Source organism: Kaistia soli DSM 19436, assembly GCF_900129325.1.
In the GTDB taxonomy this organism is placed as follows: domain Bacteria; phylum Pseudomonadota; class Alphaproteobacteria; order Rhizobiales; family Kaistiaceae; genus Kaistia; species Kaistia soli.
Genome location: NZ_FQUP01000001.1, coordinates 930,327 through 948,619 on the forward strand (window position 1 = coordinate 930,327; position 18,293 = coordinate 948,619).

Consider the following 18,293-nt stretch of genomic DNA (forward strand, 5'->3'; position numbering starts at 1 on the left):
TCCTTCTAGTCTGGACGCGGCCTCAGGCCGCGATCTGCTGATTGTCGATCACCTGGCCCGACGTCAGGGCGGCGACCACGGAGGCCGCGTCGCTCACAACCCCGAAATGGGTGGCGATGTCGTAGAGGGTCGATTCCTGCTCGCGCGGGCCGGTCGCAGCGCAGCAATCACGCGGGACGACGACCTCATAGCCGTTGAAGAAGGCGTCGTGAACCGTCGATCGCACGCAGATATTGGTGACGACGCCGAATACGACCAGCTGGTCGACCAGCATGTCCTTCAGCACGAGATCGAGGTCGGTCTGGAAGAAGCTCGAATAGCGATGCTTGATGACGTGGATCTCGTCCTCGCGCGCGCCGAGATCTTCGATGATCTCCGTCGCCCAGGTGCCCTCGACGCCATGCGGCGTGCGCTTCAGATATTCGCGGTCGCGGCGCATGTTGCGGCGATGGCTGTCATGCACCCAGATCACCGGCGCGCCGACCTTGCGCGCCGCCTCGATGACCTGAAGCTGCGGGCCGACCAGCACCTCATAGCCCGGCAGCACCATCCGGCCGCCCGGCTTGCAGAATTCGTTGATCATGTCGACCACGATCACGGCGGTGCACGCCGGATCGAGCCGCGCCTGCTCGGGATTGTTATGGGCCGAGAACACATCGACGGACATCAGGGGTTCTCCTCTGTGGTTTGGCTTCAGTCCCGAAGCAGGCTGTAAAGCAATTCAAAGAAACGGTCGGAATCGACTTCCGTGCAGATATCGGCGTTGTCGGGCAGACCGCGCTCCTTCCAGAAGTCGGCGACCGTCGCCCCGAACGCATAGGTCCCTGCAAGATCGACGCCGATATGCGCCGGCCGCGTGCGCACCAGGGTCGGATCGATGATCAGCGCCAGCGCCAGCGGGTCATGCAGCGCGCCGCCGACGCCCATCGAGTTGCGATGCAGCTTTTCGTAGAACAGCAGCCAGTCGTTGACGACGCGGCCGAGCTCGGTGTCGATCTTGCGGAATTCCGCATATTGCGGCTCCTCGACCAGCACCTGCATGGTGACGTCGAGGCCGACCATGGTCAGCTTGATGCCGCTGTCGAGCACGATCTTCAGCGCCTCGGGATCGCAGAAGGCGTTGAACTCGGTCGGCGTGATGATCTCGCTCTTGCGATAGAAGACGCCGCCCATCCAGGTGACGTCTTTGATCTTCGGCAGCAGCTCGGGATATTTCAGCACGAAGAGGCCGATATTGCAGAGCGGCCCGGTCGCGACGATGCGCAGCGGCTCGTCCTGCTCGCGCAGCGTCTTGGCGATGAAGTCGACCGCATGCATCGGCTCGAGCGTCTTGGTCGCCATCGGCAGATAGGGCGAGCCCTCGAGGCCGCTCGGGCCATCGGCGGTGCCGAGGACCAGAGGGCGTGCGAGAGGCCGATAGCAGCCGGCCGCGACGGGAACATCGCCGGCGCCGATGAACTCCAGGATGCGCAGCGTATTGGAGACGCATTTGTCGAGCTCGGCATTACCGCAGGTGACGGTGACACCGAGAAGATCGATGGCCTTCGAGCGATGCGCCATCACCAGCGCGATGGCATCGTCATGGCCTGGATCGCAGTCGAGGATGATCGGCGTGGGGCGCGCAGGGGCAGTGGCTGTCATGGTCATCATCCGTCCCTCAGGCCGCCTTGTAGAGTGCGATGGTCTGCTTGAAGAGCTGCATGAAGCGGCGCCCGTCGATATCGGTGCAGATGCGGGTGGTCTTCGGTCCGCCGCCGGGCAGCAGTTGCCGCCCGCGATAGGCGACGGTCTGGCCGCGTGCCAGTCGTCCGTCGAGGACAATGTCGCAATAGAGCGGTTCGGTCATGGTGCAGAGGCTCGGATCGAAGGCGAGCGCCACCGTGATGATGTCGTCCATCGGGAAGCCGACGAGATCGAAGAACTCGCGCCAGATGTCGATATAGATCGGGAAGGTGTCGCGGATCATGGCCAGCACCGGATGATTGCCGGCACTCTCGAGATCGGCAAGGTCGTCGCGCGTCATCATCGACGCGGCGGCCCGGTTGTCCTCGCAAACATCGAGCGGCACCAGGATCGTGTCGACACCCTGGTTGAGCACCACCCGCGCCGCCTCAGCATCGGCCCAGATATTGTATTCCGACAGCGGCGTGATGTTGCCGGGCGTGACGAAGTTGCCGCCGAGCAGCACCAGCCGCTTCACGTTGTCCTTGAGCCGCTCTTCCTGCAGGAATGCCATTGCGAGATTGGTCATCGGGCCCGTGGCGACCAGCGTGATCTCTCCGGGCGAAGCCATCACCGTATCGATGATGAAATCGGCGGCGTGCTTGCCGATCGGCGATGTCGCTGGCTTCGGCGCGGGCGGGTTGAACTTCTTCAGGCGGTCGCCGAAGCGCGCGGTCAGCCGCTTCTCGAAATGAACCGGCGCTTCCATGTCGGCCTTGGCATTGCCGACGATCGGCCGCCAGGCGCCCTTGGCGACAGGAATGTCGCTCCGTCCGGCTAGGGCGAGCGTGTTGAGCACGACATTGGTCACCTGCTCGATCGGGCCCGCGGCCCCGGTGCAGGTCGTCACGCCCTCGAGCTTCAGCTGCGGCGAGACGGCGGCGAACAGCACGGCGAGAATGTCGTCGCCCGCCGAATCGACGTCGAGAATGATGCGTTCCATTAGGGTTCCCTCGCCAGTGCAGGCGGTTCAACGGCGGATTGTGGCTTGACCTGGAGCGCGCGGCCCATAGAGGCGAGCGTCTCCTGGATGATGCGCGGACGAGCGCGATAGGAAAGCGCAAAAAGTGCGACCAGCGCCACCAGATAAGGCACCGCCAGCACCAGATAGGACGACACGCCGAAGGTCTGCAGGCGCAGCGACAGCGCATCGGAGAAGCCGAACAGCAGGCAGCCGGCGAGAATGCGCTTCGGATCGCCTGCGGAGAAGATCAGGATCGCCACCGCCATGAAGCCGCGACCCGACGACATATTCTCGGTGAACATCGTCGTGTAGCCGAGCGAGAGATGCGCTCCGGCAAGCCCCGCCAGCACGCCGCAGAGCAGCGAGGCGGTGTAGCGGATCTTTGCGATTGAAATGCCGAGCGCCTCGGCCGCCTCCGGCTTCTCGCCGACAACGCGGATATAGAGACCGAGCTTGGTGCGGTTGTAGAAGAGAATGAACAGCGGCACGGCGAAGAAGGCGACGTAAACCAGCGGCGTGTAGCCGGAGATCAGCTGGCCGAACCAGCCCATCTCCTTGGCGAAGGGAATCCGCACGACCGGCAGGCCGACAAGACCATGACCGAAGATCGAGCCGCGCGTGCCGAAGATCGCCTTCAGCAGAGAGACCGTCATGCCGCCGGCAAGGATGTTGAGCGCAAGGCCGACCACGACCTCGTTGGCGCGGAAGGTGACGACGAGCAGCGCGAAGATGAAGGCGAGCGCCAGCGCCGCCGCGACGCCGCAAAGGAGGCCGATCCACGGAGAACCCGAGAAGATCGTCCCGATCACCGCGAAGAAGGCACCGAGCAGCATCTGGCCCTCAAGGCCGATATTGAAGATGCCGGCCCGCGTGGTGAATGAGCCGCCTAGCGCGACGAGGAGAATCGGCGCGGTGGTCCTGAGCGTCGCGACGATGAGCGCGACATTGAACAGCCGCTCTAGAATTTCCATCGACGCTCCCCCGCGGAACTGTCGGCCGCACGGCGGCGGACGAGAATCTGGGCAGACACGGCGAGGATGATCAGCGCCTGGATGACGGTGATGATCTCGCGCGACGCCGTGGTGTCGACTTCGAGCAGCAGCGAGCCGCTTCTGAGCGCACCGAAGAAAAGCGCCGTGATGATGGTGCCAAGCGGATTGCCATTGGCGAGCAGCGCCGCGATGACGCCGTCGAAGCCGAAGCCCGGCGCGAAACCTTCCATGAAGCGGTGATGCACGCCGAGTGACTCGATGCCGCCGGCAAGGCCGCCGACCGCCCCCGAGACAAGCAGCAGGAAGAAGGTCTGCTTCTTGATGTCGATGCCGCCATATTCGGCGAATTTGGGATTGGCCCCCATCTCGGTCACGGCGTAGCCGCGCGCCGTCCGGGTGAAGAACAGATGCGCCCCGACCGCCAGCAACAGCCCGATGACGAGGCCCCAATTGGCGCGCGAAAAGGAGAAGAGCTGCGGCAGGTAGGCGCTCTCCAGGATCGGCGGCGTGTCGGGCGCGCCGCCGGCCCGCTTGAAGATATTGATGGTGAGATAGGAGGTGATCAGCACCGCGACATAATTGGCGAGGATCGTCGAGACGACCTCGTTGGTCTGGTACCGCGCTCGGAAGAAAGCGGGGACGGCGACCCAGGCGAGGCCCGCGAAGGCGGCGAAGCCGAGACCGGCGAGAACATGCAGCACGGGCGGCATCTCGAAGGAGAAGCCGACCCAGGTGGCTGCGAAGCCACCCATGAAGAGCTGGCCTTCGATGCCGATATTGAACAGCCCGCCGCGCAGCGAGATGCAGGCCGCGACGCCGCAGATGAGGATCGGCGTCGTCTGCAGCAGCGTGCCAGCGATGCGCTCGGGATTGCCGAAGGCGCCGTCCATCAGCGTCAGGAAGACCTTGAGCGGGCTCTCGCTGACAGCGAGGATCACCATGGCGCCGAGCGCCAGGGCGATCATGATGGCGAGCGCCTGCCCGCTCAGGGCGGAAATGCGGTCGTTCACGAAGTCATCTCCCGCTCGACATGATGTCCGTGTTCGTCGACACCGGCCATGAGGAAGCCGAGGCGCTCCTCCGACACCGCGCCGCCATCGAGATCGCCCATGATGCGGCCGGCGAACATCACCAGGATGCGGTCGGCAAGCGCGATGAGCTCGTCGAGCTGCACCGAGATGAGCAGGATCGCCTTGCCGGCGTCGCGCTGGCGCATGATCTCGGAATGGATCGCCTCGGTGGCACCGATATCGACACCGCGCGTTGGCTGATCGACGAGGAGGAAGCGGGCATCGCCCGAAAATTCGCGGGCCAACACCACTTTCTGGATGTTGCCGCCGGAGAGGCTCTTGACCGGGGCGGCGGCGCTGCGCGTGCGGATATCGAAGCGCTCGATCAGGGCTTTCGACTGCTGCGCAAGATAGCCGCGGTCGATAATGCCACCGCGCGACCAGGGCGCCTTGTCCTGTCGCCCCATCAGCAGATTGAGCGAGACACTGGCATTGCGATCGACCCCGCGCACCAGGCGGTCGCCGGGGACATGTGCGACGCCGGCGCCACGGATGGCACGGGCGGAAAGCCCGGTGAGCGATGTGTCTCCGAGGGTCACGCTGCCATGGGTCGCCGGGCGAAGGCCGGAAAGAACCTCGGCAAGCTCGGTCTGGCCGTTGCCGGCGACACCCGCGATGCCGACGATCTCGCCGGCGTGGACGTCAAAGGAAACGCCGCGCAATGCATGCAGGCCGCGATCATCCCGAGCCCAGAGATCCTCGACGGCGAGGACACGCTCTCCGGCGACCGGCGCACGGGGCCGACGATCGAAGGACACAAGCCGTCCGACCATCATCTGCACAAGGTCCGACTTGGTGAGCTCGGCGGTCGGCCGCGTCGCGACCTCCTTGCCATGGCGCAACACCGTGACCGTGTCCGAGACCTCCATCACCTCTTCAAGATGATGCGAGATAAAGAGCACCGTCATGCCCTTGGCGACGAAGCCGCGCAGCGTCTCAAAGAGATCACGGCTTTCCTGCGGCGTGAGAACCGCGGTCGGCTCGTCGAGAATGATCGTGCGGGCGCCGCGCGCCAGAACCTTCAGGATCTCGATGCGCTGCTCGATGCCCACCGACAGCAGGCCAACCCGCTCCGTCGGATCGACCTTTAAACCGAACTGGCGCGACAGCTCGGCCGTGCGCTCGATCTGAGCAGCATGATCGATCAGCCCGCCCTTCAGGATCTCCATGCCAAGAAAGACATTGTCGGCGACGGTCAGCGAGGGCACGAGCTTGAAATGCTGGTGCACCATGCCGATACCGCTGGCGATGGCCGCGGCTGGATTGGGCAGGACGACCGGTTGCCCGTCGATCAGGATCTCGCCCTCATCCGGCTGCAGCAGGCCGAACAAAACGTTCATCAGCGTCGTCTTGCCGGCGCCGTTCTCGCCGATGATGGCGTGAATGCTGCCGCGCTCGACGGCAAGGTTGACGCCTTCATTGGCGACAAAACTGCCGAAACGCTTGGTGATCGATCTGAGTTCTATGGCGCGGGGCATTTGGGCGATGGCCGAATGGGGGACGGTCGAGGATCGAGAATAGAAAGGTCCAGTCCGTGCCTGGAAGAGCGCGCGATCGCAGCGGATGACCCGCCATCCCAGCCTCTGCCGGGATGACGCTTCGATCTTCCTTGCGCCGCTTGCGCGGTGCGTGTCCACATCAACAAGCGCGACGCGGACTCTCGCCCTTACTTGACCGTCGGCACCATGATCTTGCCGTCGACGACCTCAGCCTTCAGCGCTTCGACCTTCGCCTTGACCTCGGCCGGGATCTTGTCCTCGACCTTGGGGCAGAGCAGAAGTTCGACGCCGCCGGACTTCAGATCATAGGTGTGGGTCGAGCCCGGTTCGATCGTCTTGCCGTCGACCACGTCCTTGACGAGGTTGTAGACCGCGACGTCGCCGCGCTTCAGCATCGAGGCCATCACATGGCCCGGTGCGACATCGCACTGGTCGACGTCGACGCCGATCGAAAATTTGTCGGCGGCGGCGGAGGCCTGCAGCACGCCTTCGCCGGTCGGGCCGGCGACGTTGTAGACGATGTCCGAGCCCTGGCCGTAGAGCGCCATGGTCAGCTCGCTGCCCTTGGCGGGATCATCGAACGTGCCCGCGAAGACGCTGTCGACGCGAATGTCGGGCGCCGCCGCCTTGGCGCCAGCCTCATAGCCACCGAGGAAGTCGCGGATGACGGGGATGTCGCGGCCGCCGACGAAGCCTACCGCCTTGCCGTCGCCGAGGCCCTCGATCGCGCTACCCTTCTCCGCCATCAGCGCCGCGAGCGCGCCGGCCAGGAACGAGCCCTGGTTCTGCGCGAAGTTCGCATAGACGATCTGCTTCGAATCGAGCACGCCGTCGATGAAGACGAATTTGGTGTTCGGATAGGCGGCCGCAGCCTTCTGCAACGCGTCGACCAGCTCCCAGCCCATCACGAAGACGAGATCGTATTCGCCGCTCTTGCCGACATTGTTGAACTGCTCTTCATAGTCGAGGGCGCGGTTTCCTGTGTCGATCAGCTTGACCTTTACGCCAAGATCCTTCTCGGCCTTCTTCAGGCCGTTGACGATCGACACGCCGAAACCTTGCGCGAAATAGCCGGAAATGGCGGCGATCGACACCTCCTTCGCGGAGGCTGCCGTGGCGGCGAACGCGAGCGCCGATGCGCCGCAGACCGCGATAAGACGACGAGACCAACTGGACATGACGACCCAAACCCCTGGAGTTGGAGAACACGCCATTCGCCTTGCGAGGCGCGCCACCGCAGATGTCATCGGCCGGCTGATTTCCCTGCACCGGGCCCGATATCGTTGATGGTCTAACAATCCTGAATGAGATTTGGCGCTTGTCAATCGAGATTGATGCCCAAGCTTGCAGCAAGGTCGCCCACTGTGCATGCACCGGGCAGGCGACCACGCCGAAAGGCTGAACGCAATTCAACAATTCGGCTGCTTTCTCCCGTGTTTCGCGGCCTCATGTGTCGACTCCGCGACCACCTATTGTGCTCAAATGCGGGTCAGCCTCGGCCACGGGCGCATGTTTGAATAAATTCTAGCCAGAGACACGAAGCGATTGCGCACTTTATCGGCGTGCGCAGCCAATTGACAAAACTCAAATCCGGCGCACAGGATTGTTAGACCATCAACGAATTGGTCTCGGGCGCAGGCCTCGCGGTCAGCCCCGAATTGGCTGGAACGGAGAGTCAAATGCCAATCAAGCAGGGAATGGTTCGTCGCTCACCGCGGAGCTCGATCGCCGGCATCATGTCCGCCGCGATCCTTGGCCTCGGCCTCGCGGGCACGCCGGCTTTCGCCGACGGGATCACGCTGAAGGTCTTTGGCGGCTCATCGCTGGACAAGCTGGCGCCGCGGCAGGCGCCGGATGAACAGGCCAAGATCCAGCAGGAGGTCATCGAGGGCTTCCTGAAGGCCAATCCCGATGTCAGCGCCATCGAATGGGACGCGCAGGGCCCGCAGGGCGACGCGATCCAGCGCCTGATGACCGCCCGCATGGCGGACCAGGAGATGGACCTCATCGCCTGCCCGGCCTTCTACACCAACGGCGCCTATGTCCGCCGCAAGCTGGTGATGCCGATCACCGACAAGATCAAGCCGTTCCAGGACCGGATCGATGCCGCCGCGCTCGGCGCCTTCACGATCAATGGCGAGGTCTACGGCGTTCCGATCTCGACGCTGTCGACCTCGACGATCTTCTACAATGTCGACCTGTTCAAGAAGCTCGGCATTCCCGTTCCGCCGACCTATGACGACCTCAAGGCCGCGGTGCCGAAGTTCAAGGAAGCCGGCATCATTCCGCTGCTGCATCAGGGCTCGAACACGGTCATGTGGCCGATGTGGTATTTCGAGACGCTGTCGCAGGCGACCGGCGATGCCGTCGCCAAAACGCAGAAGAACCTCGAAGGCACCGCCAAGTTCTCCGACGCGCCCGACGTCGAGGCCTTCACGCTGATCAAGCAGTGGGTCGATGACGGCATCCTGTCGAAGGATTCGCTGGCGGTCGACATGGACGGCATGCGCGCCGCCTTCGCGTCCGGCAAGAGCGCGATGTACTATGGCGGCACCTGGGAAGTTCCCTCGCTTCAGTCGAGCGTCAAGGACTTCAAGTGGGGCGTCTTCGCGTTCCCGAAGATGGACGGCACGCCCGGCGCGCCCGGCCATGGCGGCGGTGCCGATAACGGCATCTGCGTCTCCTCCTCGATCAAGCCCGAAAAGCTCGATGCCGCCATCCGCTTCGTCAGTTACCTGACGCAGCCGGAAGTCGCCTCGCTCTATCTCGCCCCCGAGCAGCCGATCGCAGCCTCGATCAAGGGCGTGCCGCAGATCGAGGACGCCTACGCCGTCGAACTGCGCAAGGACGCGTTCCCGTCGACGATCAAGTTCCTCGACTGGATCTGGCCGTCGGAAGTCTCGACCGCGACGGCCTCGGCTATTGCCGGCGTCGTCGGCGGCACGACGACCCCGGAAGCCGCGGCACAGTCGATCCAGGCCGTGTTCGACGACCTGAAGGCACAGGGCCAGTGGCCGCCGAAGTAAGGCTCCGCTGACGATGGCTGCTCCGGCCGCGCCGGGGCAGCCCTTTCGCCTGAACATGAGGCAGCGCCCGAGAACGTGCCGCCTCTCCCCTTATCTTGCAGCACTGAGAGCGCCATGACCGCATCCCGGGCCGAACGCCAGAAATTCTCGATCGGTTATCACCTGAACAGCTGGGACCTCGCCGGCCTGCCGCTGACGCCCGCGATCGAGTTCCTCGCAAGCCAAGGCTTCGGCTGGTTCGAGATTCTCGCCTTCACGAGCCTCTCCGACCAATATGCCCGCAAATACATGCAGCTCGGCAACCAGGCGCCGATGGGCGTGACGACCGACACCGACATCCTGCGCCGCTATGCGCTGCTGTCGGAAGCGCAGAGCGCCTACGGCATCAATCTCTCCTCGCTCTATGTGAACGCGATCTTCACCAACCCAGTCGCGTGGGAGTATGAGCGCGACGTCCTGGTGGCGCTGGCACGTCTCCTCAAGGGCTTCGGCGCGCCGGTGCTGGTGCTGGGCGGCGGGCCTTCTGAGGGCATTGCCGGCCCGCATACGGCCGAGGATTACAAGGCGTTCTGCCGCTCGCTCGAGGATATCGGCCGGCGCACGCATGATCTCGGCATCGAGACGGTCTATCACCCCCATCTCGACACCTTCATCGAGCGGCGCGACCAACTCGACCGCATGATGGACGAGCTCGACACGCGCCATGCCGGCCTCTGCATCGACCCGGCGCATCTCGCGCATACCAATTCCGATCCAGTCGGCACGCTGAAGACCTACATCTCGGCGGTTCGCTACATGCATCTGAAGGACACGCGCGTCGATCCGGCCCTGAAGGGCTATGACCGCTACGCCGCGTTCTGCGAGCTCGGCGCCGGCGTTGTCGATCTGCCCGGCCTCGTCGACGTGCTGCTCGACGCCGACTATGCGGGCCTTGCCATCATCGAGCTCGACGCCTCGCAGAAGACGGCCGAGCAGTCGACGCTCGAGAGCATCGCCTATGTCCGCGATACGCTCGGCCTCGTCCTCACGCCGCAGAAGTCCGCGGCATGAGCGCGGCGCCGGCTCCGTCCCCGGATGCCGGTGCAGGCCGGGGCGCCCTCCTCCCGAGGCGCCCCGGCCGAACCAGCCATGCGCCGTCAGGCGATGGGCTTGCCGCCGCGGCGATGATCCTGCCCGCGGCGATCCTGTTCGGCCTCTTCTATGTCTGGCCCTTCGCCAGCGGCTTCTGGCTTTCGCTGCACAGCTGGGACGGCTTCTCGCCCCCTGTCTTCATCGGGATGGCCAATTATGTTCGTCTGGCCAGCGACCGGATCTTCCTCGGCGCGCTCGAAAACAACATCATCTTCGTCATCGCCATCCTGATCCTGAAGAATGTGCTCGGCCTCGGCCTTGCCCTGCTGCTCAACCGGGCGATGGTCGGACGATCCTTCTTCCGCGCGGCGGCCTTCGTACCCGTGACGATGTCCTTCGTAGCGGTCGGACTGCTGTGGTCCTGGATCTACAATCCGGTCTTCGGGCTGCTCAATGCGGGGCTCGACCTGTTCGGCCTCGGCTTCCTGAAACATTCTTGGCTCGGCGATGCCAATACCGCGCTCTATGCCATCATTGCGGTCGATGTCTGGAAATGGCTCGGCTTCCACGGCGTCATCTATCTCGCGGGACTGCAGACCATCCCCGCCGAGCTCTATGAGTCAGCCACGATGGACGGCGCCGGACGCTTCCGCCGCTTCTGGCATGTGACTCTGCCGCTGATCATGCCGATCGTCTTCATCAACTCGATCCTCGGCCTCTCCGGCGCCTTCGTGCGCAATTTCGACATCGTCTATGTGCTGACCAAAGGCGGCCCGAACCACGCCACCGAGGTCGCCCTCACCTATATGATGACCAAGGCCTTCCAGGACGGCGCGATGAGCTATGCGGCTGCCATGGGCTATGTGCTGTTCATGATCGTCGGCCTCGCCTGTGTCGGCCTGCTCGCGTTGATGCGGCGCCAGAGGCTTGCGCTATGAGCAATGTCCTTGCCCCCTCGCAGACCCCTGCACGGCGCAGCTTGGAAGCGCGCTTCGGCGACACGCTCGCGGCGCTCGGCTGGCGCGGCCTCGCCGAGCTCGGCCTCGTCTATCTCGCGCTATTCGTCGTGCTGGTGCAGACGATCTATCCGCTGTTCTGGGTGCTGTCAGGCTCGCTGAAGACCAAGCAGGAAGTGATCACCAATGTCTGGGGCCCGCCATCGGGCCTTGCCGTCTCGAATTATGCCGAAGCCTGGCGCATGGCCGGCATGGGCGCCCGCATCCTCAACAGCGTCGGCATCACGATGGCGGCGCTGGTCATCCTGGTCCTTGCCGCGACGCCCTGCGCCTATGCCATCGCGCGGCTCAAATTCCGCGGCCGAATCGCCGTGACGGCGGCGATCGTCGCCGCGATGCTGGTGCCGCCGCAGGTGATGGCGATCCCGCTGTTCCTGGTCGCGCGCGATCTCGGCCTCATCAACAATCGCTTGGGCATCGCGATCATCTACGCTGCCACGTCATTGCCGCTGTCGGTGTTCATCCTCCGCAGCTTCTTCATGACGCTGCCAGCCGATCTCGAAGATGCCGCCCGGGTCGATGGCGCCTCGCGCCTGGCAATCCTCGTGCACATCATGCTGCCGCTGATCCGGCCGGGCGTTGCGCTCGTCCTGATCTTCGGCTTCATCGAGATCTGGAACGACTTCTTCCTGGCCTTCCTGCTGCTGCGAAAGCCTGAGCTTCAGACGATCCCGCTCGGCCTCGTCAGCTTCTTCCAGCAATATGACTCGCTCTGGAATCTCTATTTCGCCGCGCTGATGATCACGACGCTGCCCGTGATCGTCGTCTTTCTCCTGATGCAGAGGCAGTTCATCGCCGGGCTCACGGCCGGGGCGGTAAAGGGCTAACATGAACGACACGGTCATCGGCGTCGGTGTCATCGGCTGCGGCGAGATCGCCCAGCTGATGCACCTTCCCTTCATCCACGAGCTGCCCTCTTTTCGGATCGCGGCGCTCTGCGACATCTCGGTCGGCGTGATCGAGAAGCTCGGCGCGCAATATGGCGTCGAGGCTCTCTACAGCGACTACACGGCGCTCATCGCCGATCCCGCCGTCGATGCGGTCGTCGTCTGCACCTATGACCATGGCGACATCGTCGCGGCAGCGCTCGCGGCCGGCAAGCATGTCTTCGTCGAGAAGCCGCTCGCCTTCACGCCCGAGGAGGCGCGGCCGATGGTCGAGAAGGCCGAGGCGAGCGGCCTCGTCGCCATGATCGGCTACATGAAGCTCTACGATCCCGGCTACGAGATCGGGCTCGAGAAGATCGCCACGATCGGCACGCCGCGCTCGATCCACATCCATGACTTCGCCGGCCGCTTCGACACCTATGGCGCGCTCTATACGCAGGTGAAGGCGACCGACATCCCGGCCGACGTGATGGCGACCAGCCGCGCCGCGGCCGCCGGGCGCATCGAGGCGAGTCTCGGCCCGGATCATGCCGGCTATGTCGGGCTCTATCTGCTGCTGCTGATGCTCGGCAGCCACGACCTTGCGGTGCTGCGCGGCGCCTTCGGCAGCGAGGCGCGCGTGCGCTATGCCCAGCCCGTCGGCGAGGACCAGTTGCTCGCCGTGCTCGAATTCGGCGAAGGCGTCCCCTGCTATCTCGATATCGGCGTCGCCCATTACGAATGGTGGGACGAGTTCCTGCACGTGCATGGCGACACCGACGAGGTGCGCATCCAGTTCCAGAATCCCTATTGGCGCCAGGCTTCGGCCGTCGTCACGGTGCGCGAGGCGGCGCCGAGCGGCGCGTCCGAGCGGCGGCTGCCGGGCGTGCCCGACACCGCCTTCCGCCGCGAATGGAAGCATTTCGCCGACTGCATCCTGAACGGCGCCAAGCCGCGCACGCCGCTTTCCGGCGGCCTTGATGATCTCAACCTCGCGGTCGCGATCATCAAGGCGATGCCACCGAAACCCGTCTGATCGTTCTTTCCACAAGAGGCACGCGATGAGCGCCAACCCGCAAGCTGCAAAACGTCACAAGCTGATCCTCGACGTCGATACCGGCACGGACGACGCCGTCGCGATCATGCTGGCAGCGCTACATCCGACGCTGGAGCTCGTCGCCTGCACGACCGTCAACGGCAATCGGACAATCGAGCAGACGACCGACAATACGCTGCGCGTGCTCGATCACATCGGCCGCGGCGATATTCCCGTGCATGCGGGCCTCAGCCGGCCGATCGCCCGGCTCGACTTCCCGATCCCGCGCGCCGAGCGCGATCCCGGCGTGCATTTCGTCGAGATGCCGCTGGCGCCGGCGCGCTCGCGCGCCAAAGCGACCGATGCCGTCGAGTTCCTCATCGAGACCTATCGCGCCGCGACCGAGCCGATCACGCTCGTGCCCGTCGGCCCGCTCTCCAACATCGCCTCGGCGCTCGCGCTGTTCCCGAAGCTCGTCGACTTCGTGCCGGAGGTGGTGATCATGGGCGGCGGCCACGCCGTTTCCAATGTCACGCCTTCGGCCGAATTCAACATCTGGGCCGATCCCGAAGCGGCGGCATTGGTCTTCGCCGCCGGCTTCCGCAATCTGACGCTGGTGCCGCTCGACGCGACGCACAAGGCGGTGATCAGCCTCGACCAGTGCCGCGTCTTGCGCGAGAGCGGCAAGCCAGCGGCGATCGCTGCGGCGACTTTCGTCGAGAAGCGTATCGAAGGCTATCGCTCCTACCAGACGCTCGACGACCAGGACGCGGCGCCGATCCATGACGCGCTCTGTGTCCACCATCTCGTCGAGCGCAATGTCATCGAAACCTTCGACTACCATGTCGCCGTCGAGACGACCGGCGCCCTGACCGTCGGGCGAACCGTGATCGATACCAATTTCCGCAGCCGCCAGCCTGCCAACGCCAAGGTTGCGATGAACGCCGATACCGAACGCTTCGGCCGCTTCGTCGTCGACACGCTCACCCGCTTCTGAAGGAGCCGCGCATGCTCATCGCCCTCACCGGCTCGTCGGGACTTCTTGGCCGCGCCATCGCCGATGGGCTGATGGCAGCCGGTCATCAGGTTCGCGGCATCGACGCCGTACCGCCCACGACGAAGCTCACCAGCCATCTGACTGTATCGCTGGAGGATTTCGGCGCGACGGTTCAGGCGCTGGCCGGCGCCGACGTCGTGGTCCATGCCGCGGCCATTCCGCGCCCGACCGGCCGCGTCGCGAGCGACGTCTTCTCGACCAATATGGCACTCGCCTTCAACGTGGTGGAAGCCTCGGTCATGCTCGGCATCCGTCGTTTCGTCTATGCTTCGTCCTTTTCTGTGCTAGGCTTCCCTTTCTTCGAGAAGCCCGTCGATCTCGCCTATCTGCCCATCGACGAGGCCCATCCGCTGGCGCCGCAGGACGCCTATGCGCTGTCGAAGACACTGGGCGAGGACATCGTCGACGCGGCAGTGAGACGCGGCCGGCTCGATGCAGTCAGCCTGCGCATGCCGTGGATCCAGAGTGCGGCGACTTTCATGAAGGATGTCGGACCGCGACGGGCGAGCGCCGAGTCGGGCCGTGATCTCTGGTCCTATATCGATGCGCGCGACGCGGCTGCGGCCTTCCGCGCGGCCGTCGAGGCCAAGACCGCCGGGCATCTGCGGCTCTATGTCAGCGCGGCCGACACTTACAGCGAGACGCCGACCGCGGAGCTGATCCGCACCGCTTTTCCGAACGTAACCATCAAACGTCCGCTCGAAGGCCATGCCACGGTTATCGATACCGCGGCAGCCCGAGCCGCGCTCGGCTTCGAGGCGCGGCATTCGTGGCGCGACTATTGAGGGAGAAAGCCATGCCAAGCGGACGTTTCGACGGAAAAGTGGCGCTGGTCACGGGCGGAGCCGGGACGATCGGCCTCGCAGCCTGCCGCCGCTTCGCGTCGGAGGGCGCCTCGATCGCTCTCATCGATCGCGATCCGGCGCGGATCGCGAGCGCCGCCGAAGTGCTTCGGACTGCCGGCGTCAATCTCTTCACCGTCGCTGCCGATGTCGGCGACGAAGCAGCCGTGGCAACGGCCGTCGACAGCATCGTCGAGACGCTGGGGCGGATCGACATCGTCTTCAACAATGCCGGCATCCCCGGCAAGGTGGCACCGGTCTACGAGCTCTCTTCAGAAGATTGGGACGACATTGTCCGGATCAACCTCCGTGGCGTTTTCCTGATCCAGCGTTATGCGCTCCGCGCCATGATCGCGGGCCGGATCGCTGGCTCGGTCGTAAACATGGCCTCGTCCATGTCGGGTTGGGATGTGCTTGCCGGCGGGGCCGGCTATGCCTCGACCAAGCACGCCATTCTCGGCCTCACCAAGGTCGCCGCCTTCGACGTCGCGCGCTACGGCATCCGCGTCAACGCCGTCTGCCCGGGCGTCATCGAGACGAGGCTCGGCGTTCCAGCCGGGGACGAGGACGAATATCGGCGCGGCATCGAGCGCTTCGCCAACCGCATTCCGCTGAGGCGGATCGGTCAGCCCGAGGATGTCGCGGCGGTCGTCGCCTTCCTCGCCTCCGACGACGCCCGCCATGTGACGGGCGTCGGCTGGCTCATCGATGGAGGCCAGACCATGCAGAGCTGGGCCAACGCGCCGGACGCGGAGGCCTATCCGCTGCAGCGCTGACGCGTCTCATCAGGGCCTGAGCGCCAGAGCGTCCAACTCGGCCCAGGCAGCGTTGGGGATCGTCTCGCCGAACTGATCGAGATTGCGCTTCATGCTGGACGGCTTCGCCGTCCCCACCAGCACCGTCGCGACGACGTCGCTCATCATCGGGAAGGCCATGGCCGCGCCGGCGAGCGAGATGCCATATTTGCCGGCGATCGCCTCCATGCCGTTGACGCGGCGGACGATATCCTCGGACGGCGCCTCGTAATCGAAATGCGCGCTGGGCTTGGCGCCGGTTGCCAGAATGCCGGAATTGAAGACGCCGCCGATGACCAGCGACGTTCCCGCCTCGCGGCAACGCGCCAGCAGCTCCTTTTCCGCCGAACGATCGAGCAGTGTGTAGCGGCCGGCGAGCAGTATGCAGTCGATCGGCGTGCGCGCCATCGTTTCGAGGCACACCTCGACCTCGTTGACGCCGAGGCCGATCGCATGGACCGCGCCGCTCGACTTCAGTTCGTCCAGCGCCTTCATGCCGCCATCCATGAGGTCGCGGAAATGGCGGGCATTCTCCTCGGCACCATGCGTCAGCACGCCGATATCATGCACGAACAGGATCTCGACACGGTTGAGGCCAAGCCGGGCAAGGCTGAACTCGACCGAGCGCATCACGCCGTCATAGGAATAGTCATAGTCGGCGCGGAAGGGCAGCGGATCGGCGAAGCCATAGTCCGGCACTTCGGATTCCGGAACGGCCGTCAGCAGGCGTCCGACCTTGGTCGAGACAACGTAGCTGTCCCGTGGCTTGTCGCGCAGGAAGTCGCCAAGCCGCCGTTCCGCCAGACCATGGCCGTAGCGCGGCGCGGTGTCGAAATAGCGAACGCCGCCGTCCCAGGCTGTCTGCAGCGTCGCCTCGGCATCGTCGCGCGTGACCGCCTGATAGAGATTGCCGATGCCCCCACAGCCGAAGGACAGCGTCGTGACCTCGAGAGCCGTACGGCCCAGCCTGCGCTTCTCCACGTCGTTCTCCTCCTGCGATGGCATGCGTTCATTTACCGATGAACAGATCATTCGTGAAGGGCGACATGACGGCTCAGCCCACGCCAACCGCTGCGGAGCCGGCGAATTCGCAAGCACGTGCTCCCGTCCAGCGAATCCCGGCGCCGTGGGAGAGTTTCGAACCTGCCCAGCGCCCGCTTTTGGAATTTTCTTCCTTAACCTTGCGGCGACGGGTCGCTAGCTTGGCAGCCCACTCTCCTGGCGCCGCCACCGCCCGGCCGCATGATCGATATCTCTCAAGGGGGTCATAATGAAGAAGAGCATCCGCGCGCTGGCGCTCGCGGCCGGATTCGCCGGTCTCGCCGGCAGTGCCTCGGCGGCAGGCCTTGCCGGCGCGCCGGCACCGTTCGACCAGGGCGGCGTCAAGATCGCGGTGGTGAGCTTCCTCGGCTCGGGCGATTGGCTGCAGGCTTTCGAGGCGGGCGTGAAGCGCCAGTCCGATGCGCTCGGCATCGAGGCCAACATCTCGCAGGCCCGCAACGACATCAACGCCCAGCGCGAACTGATCCAGCAGGCGATCAATCTTGGCGTCAAGGGCATCATCATTAACAACGGCCAACCCGAAGCCTTGAAGGACGTCGCGCAGGCCGCGCTCGACGCCGGCATTCCGGTCGTCGCCTATGACACCAATCTCGACAATCCCAAGATCCCGCAGGTGGAGCAGTCCGACGCCGATATGGCGCGGCTGGTGCTCGACCAGGCGGTGAAGGACCAGGGCGAGTCATTTGACGGCGGCGTGGTTTATGTCGCCGGTTTTGCGCCGCTCGATCGTCGATATGCGGTCTGGAAAGAGTTCGGCAAGAAATATCCGGGCATCAAGGAAGTCGCAGCCTGGGGCGTCGTGAACGACACCGTCGCCGCCTCGGTGGCCGACCAGACCAAGGCCGTGCTCCGCGCCAATCCGACGATCTCGGTGGTGTTCACCCCATGGGACGAGTTCGCGCGCGGCGTGAAGCTCGCGATCGACGAACTCGGCGTCGCCGACAAGGTCAAGATCTACGGCGTCGACATCTCGACCTCCGATATCCAGGCGATCATCGAGCCGTCGAGCCCCTGGGTCGCGACCGCCGCGACCAACCCGTCCGTCGTCGGCGAGGCCTCGGTGCGAGCACTTGCGCAGCTCATCGCCGGCCAGGATCCTGGCCACTCGATCCTGATCCAGCCGACGCTCGTCACGCAGAAGGATCTCCTCGACAACAACATCAAGACGATCGAGGAATTGCAGGCGAAATTCCCGGCCTTCAAGGACAGCGACGCCGCCAAGGCAAGCTGGATCCCAGAGCCGAAATAGGGCGATCTTCGTTTCCGCAGGTTGTCA

17 protein-coding genes are annotated in these 18,293 nt (G+C 64.7%); 9 read left to right on the top strand and 8 right to left on the bottom strand.

The features are described from left to right. Positions 1-22 precede the first annotated feature (22 nt). From BUB39_RS04585 to BUB39_RS04615, 7 genes are all read right to left on the bottom strand, one after another. Positions 23-667, bottom strand: coding sequence for a cysteine hydrolase family protein (locus tag BUB39_RS04585; RefSeq protein WP_073051802.1), 645 nt, complete (start codon positions 665-667; stop codon positions 23-25). Positions 668-693: 26 nt separating this feature from the next. Continuing rightward, positions 694-1,641, bottom strand: a complete 948-nt coding sequence (locus BUB39_RS04590) for a nucleoside hydrolase (protein ID WP_073052762.1) — start codon at positions 1,639-1,641, stop codon at positions 694-696. A 16-nt stretch (positions 1,642-1,657) separates the two neighbouring features. After that, the gene (locus BUB39_RS04595) at positions 1,658-2,665 is read right to left on the bottom strand and encodes a nucleoside hydrolase (RefSeq protein WP_073051803.1); all 1,008 of its coding nucleotides are present in this window, start codon (positions 2,663-2,665) and stop codon (positions 1,658-1,660) included. Next, complete coding sequence (locus tag BUB39_RS04600; protein WP_073051804.1) at positions 2,665-3,657, bottom strand: ABC transporter permease; 993 nt, start codon at positions 3,655-3,657, stop codon at positions 2,665-2,667. Before BUB39_RS04600 ends, BUB39_RS04595 begins: the two co-directional genes overlap by 1 nt. Then, positions 3,645-4,643 (bottom strand): ABC transporter permease, encoded by a 999-nt coding sequence (locus BUB39_RS04605; RefSeq protein ID WP_073052763.1) that lies wholly within the window; start codon positions 4,641-4,643, stop codon positions 3,645-3,647. The genes BUB39_RS04600 and BUB39_RS04605 overlap by 13 nt, the downstream gene beginning before the upstream one ends. A gap of 41 nt (positions 4,644-4,684) precedes the next feature. Next, positions 4,685-6,226 (bottom strand): ABC transporter ATP-binding protein, encoded by a 1,542-nt coding sequence (locus BUB39_RS04610; protein ID WP_073051805.1) that lies wholly within the window; start codon positions 6,224-6,226, stop codon positions 4,685-4,687. A 188-nt stretch (positions 6,227-6,414) separates the two neighbouring features. Continuing rightward, entirely contained in the window at positions 6,415-7,425 is a 1,011-nt protein-coding gene (locus tag BUB39_RS04615; RefSeq protein ID WP_073051806.1) for a BMP family lipoprotein, read from the bottom strand. Positions 7,426-7,926: 501 nt separating this feature from the next. Between BUB39_RS04615 and BUB39_RS04620 the strand changes: the two genes are divergently transcribed. The 8 genes from BUB39_RS04620 to BUB39_RS04655 all read left to right on the top strand — a co-directional run bounded on the left by BUB39_RS04620 (position 7,927) and on the right by BUB39_RS04655 (position 15,937). After that, complete coding sequence (locus tag BUB39_RS04620) at positions 7,927-9,273, top strand: ABC transporter substrate-binding protein (RefSeq protein ID WP_073051807.1); 1,347 nt, start codon at positions 7,927-7,929, stop codon at positions 9,271-9,273. A 114-nt stretch (positions 9,274-9,387) separates the two neighbouring features. Next, entirely contained in the window at positions 9,388-10,323 is a 936-nt protein-coding gene (locus BUB39_RS04625) for a sugar phosphate isomerase/epimerase family protein (protein ID WP_073051808.1), read from the top strand. Then, positions 10,320-11,282 (top strand): carbohydrate ABC transporter permease, encoded by a 963-nt coding sequence (locus tag BUB39_RS04630; RefSeq protein ID WP_084526881.1) that lies wholly within the window; start codon positions 10,320-10,322, stop codon positions 11,280-11,282. The genes BUB39_RS04625 and BUB39_RS04630 overlap by 4 nt, the downstream gene beginning before the upstream one ends. After that, entirely contained in the window at positions 11,279-12,187 is a 909-nt protein-coding gene (locus tag BUB39_RS04635) for a carbohydrate ABC transporter permease (protein WP_084526882.1), read from the top strand. Before BUB39_RS04630 ends, BUB39_RS04635 begins: the two co-directional genes overlap by 4 nt. Position 12,188: 1 nt before the next feature. Beyond that, positions 12,189-13,262: a Gfo/Idh/MocA family oxidoreductase gene (locus BUB39_RS04640; RefSeq protein WP_073051809.1), complete on the top strand. Its 1,074-nt coding sequence runs from the start codon at positions 12,189-12,191 to the stop codon at positions 13,260-13,262. A 25-nt stretch (positions 13,263-13,287) separates the two neighbouring features. Next, positions 13,288-14,259, top strand: coding sequence for a nucleoside hydrolase (locus BUB39_RS04645; protein ID WP_073051810.1), 972 nt, complete (start codon positions 13,288-13,290; stop codon positions 14,257-14,259). 11 nt (positions 14,260-14,270) lie between these two features. Continuing rightward, positions 14,271-15,104, top strand: a complete 834-nt coding sequence (locus BUB39_RS04650; protein ID WP_073051811.1) for an NAD-dependent epimerase/dehydratase family protein — start codon at positions 14,271-14,273, stop codon at positions 15,102-15,104. A gap of 11 nt (positions 15,105-15,115) precedes the next feature. Beyond that, on the top strand, positions 15,116-15,937 hold the full coding sequence (locus BUB39_RS04655) for an SDR family NAD(P)-dependent oxidoreductase (protein WP_073051812.1): 822 nt from the start codon (positions 15,116-15,118) through the stop codon (positions 15,935-15,937). A 9-nt stretch (positions 15,938-15,946) separates the two neighbouring features. Here BUB39_RS04655 and BUB39_RS04660 read toward each other — a convergent pair whose 3' ends face one another. After that, on the bottom strand, positions 15,947-16,936 hold the full coding sequence (locus BUB39_RS04660; protein ID WP_073052765.1) for an aldo/keto reductase: 990 nt from the start codon (positions 16,934-16,936) through the stop codon (positions 15,947-15,949). Positions 16,937-17,225: 289 nt separating this feature from the next. Between BUB39_RS04660 and BUB39_RS04665 the strand changes: the two genes are divergently transcribed. Then, entirely contained in the window at positions 17,226-18,266 is a 1,041-nt protein-coding gene (locus BUB39_RS04665; protein ID WP_073051813.1) for a substrate-binding domain-containing protein, read from the top strand. Positions 18,267-18,293 lie beyond the last annotated feature (27 nt).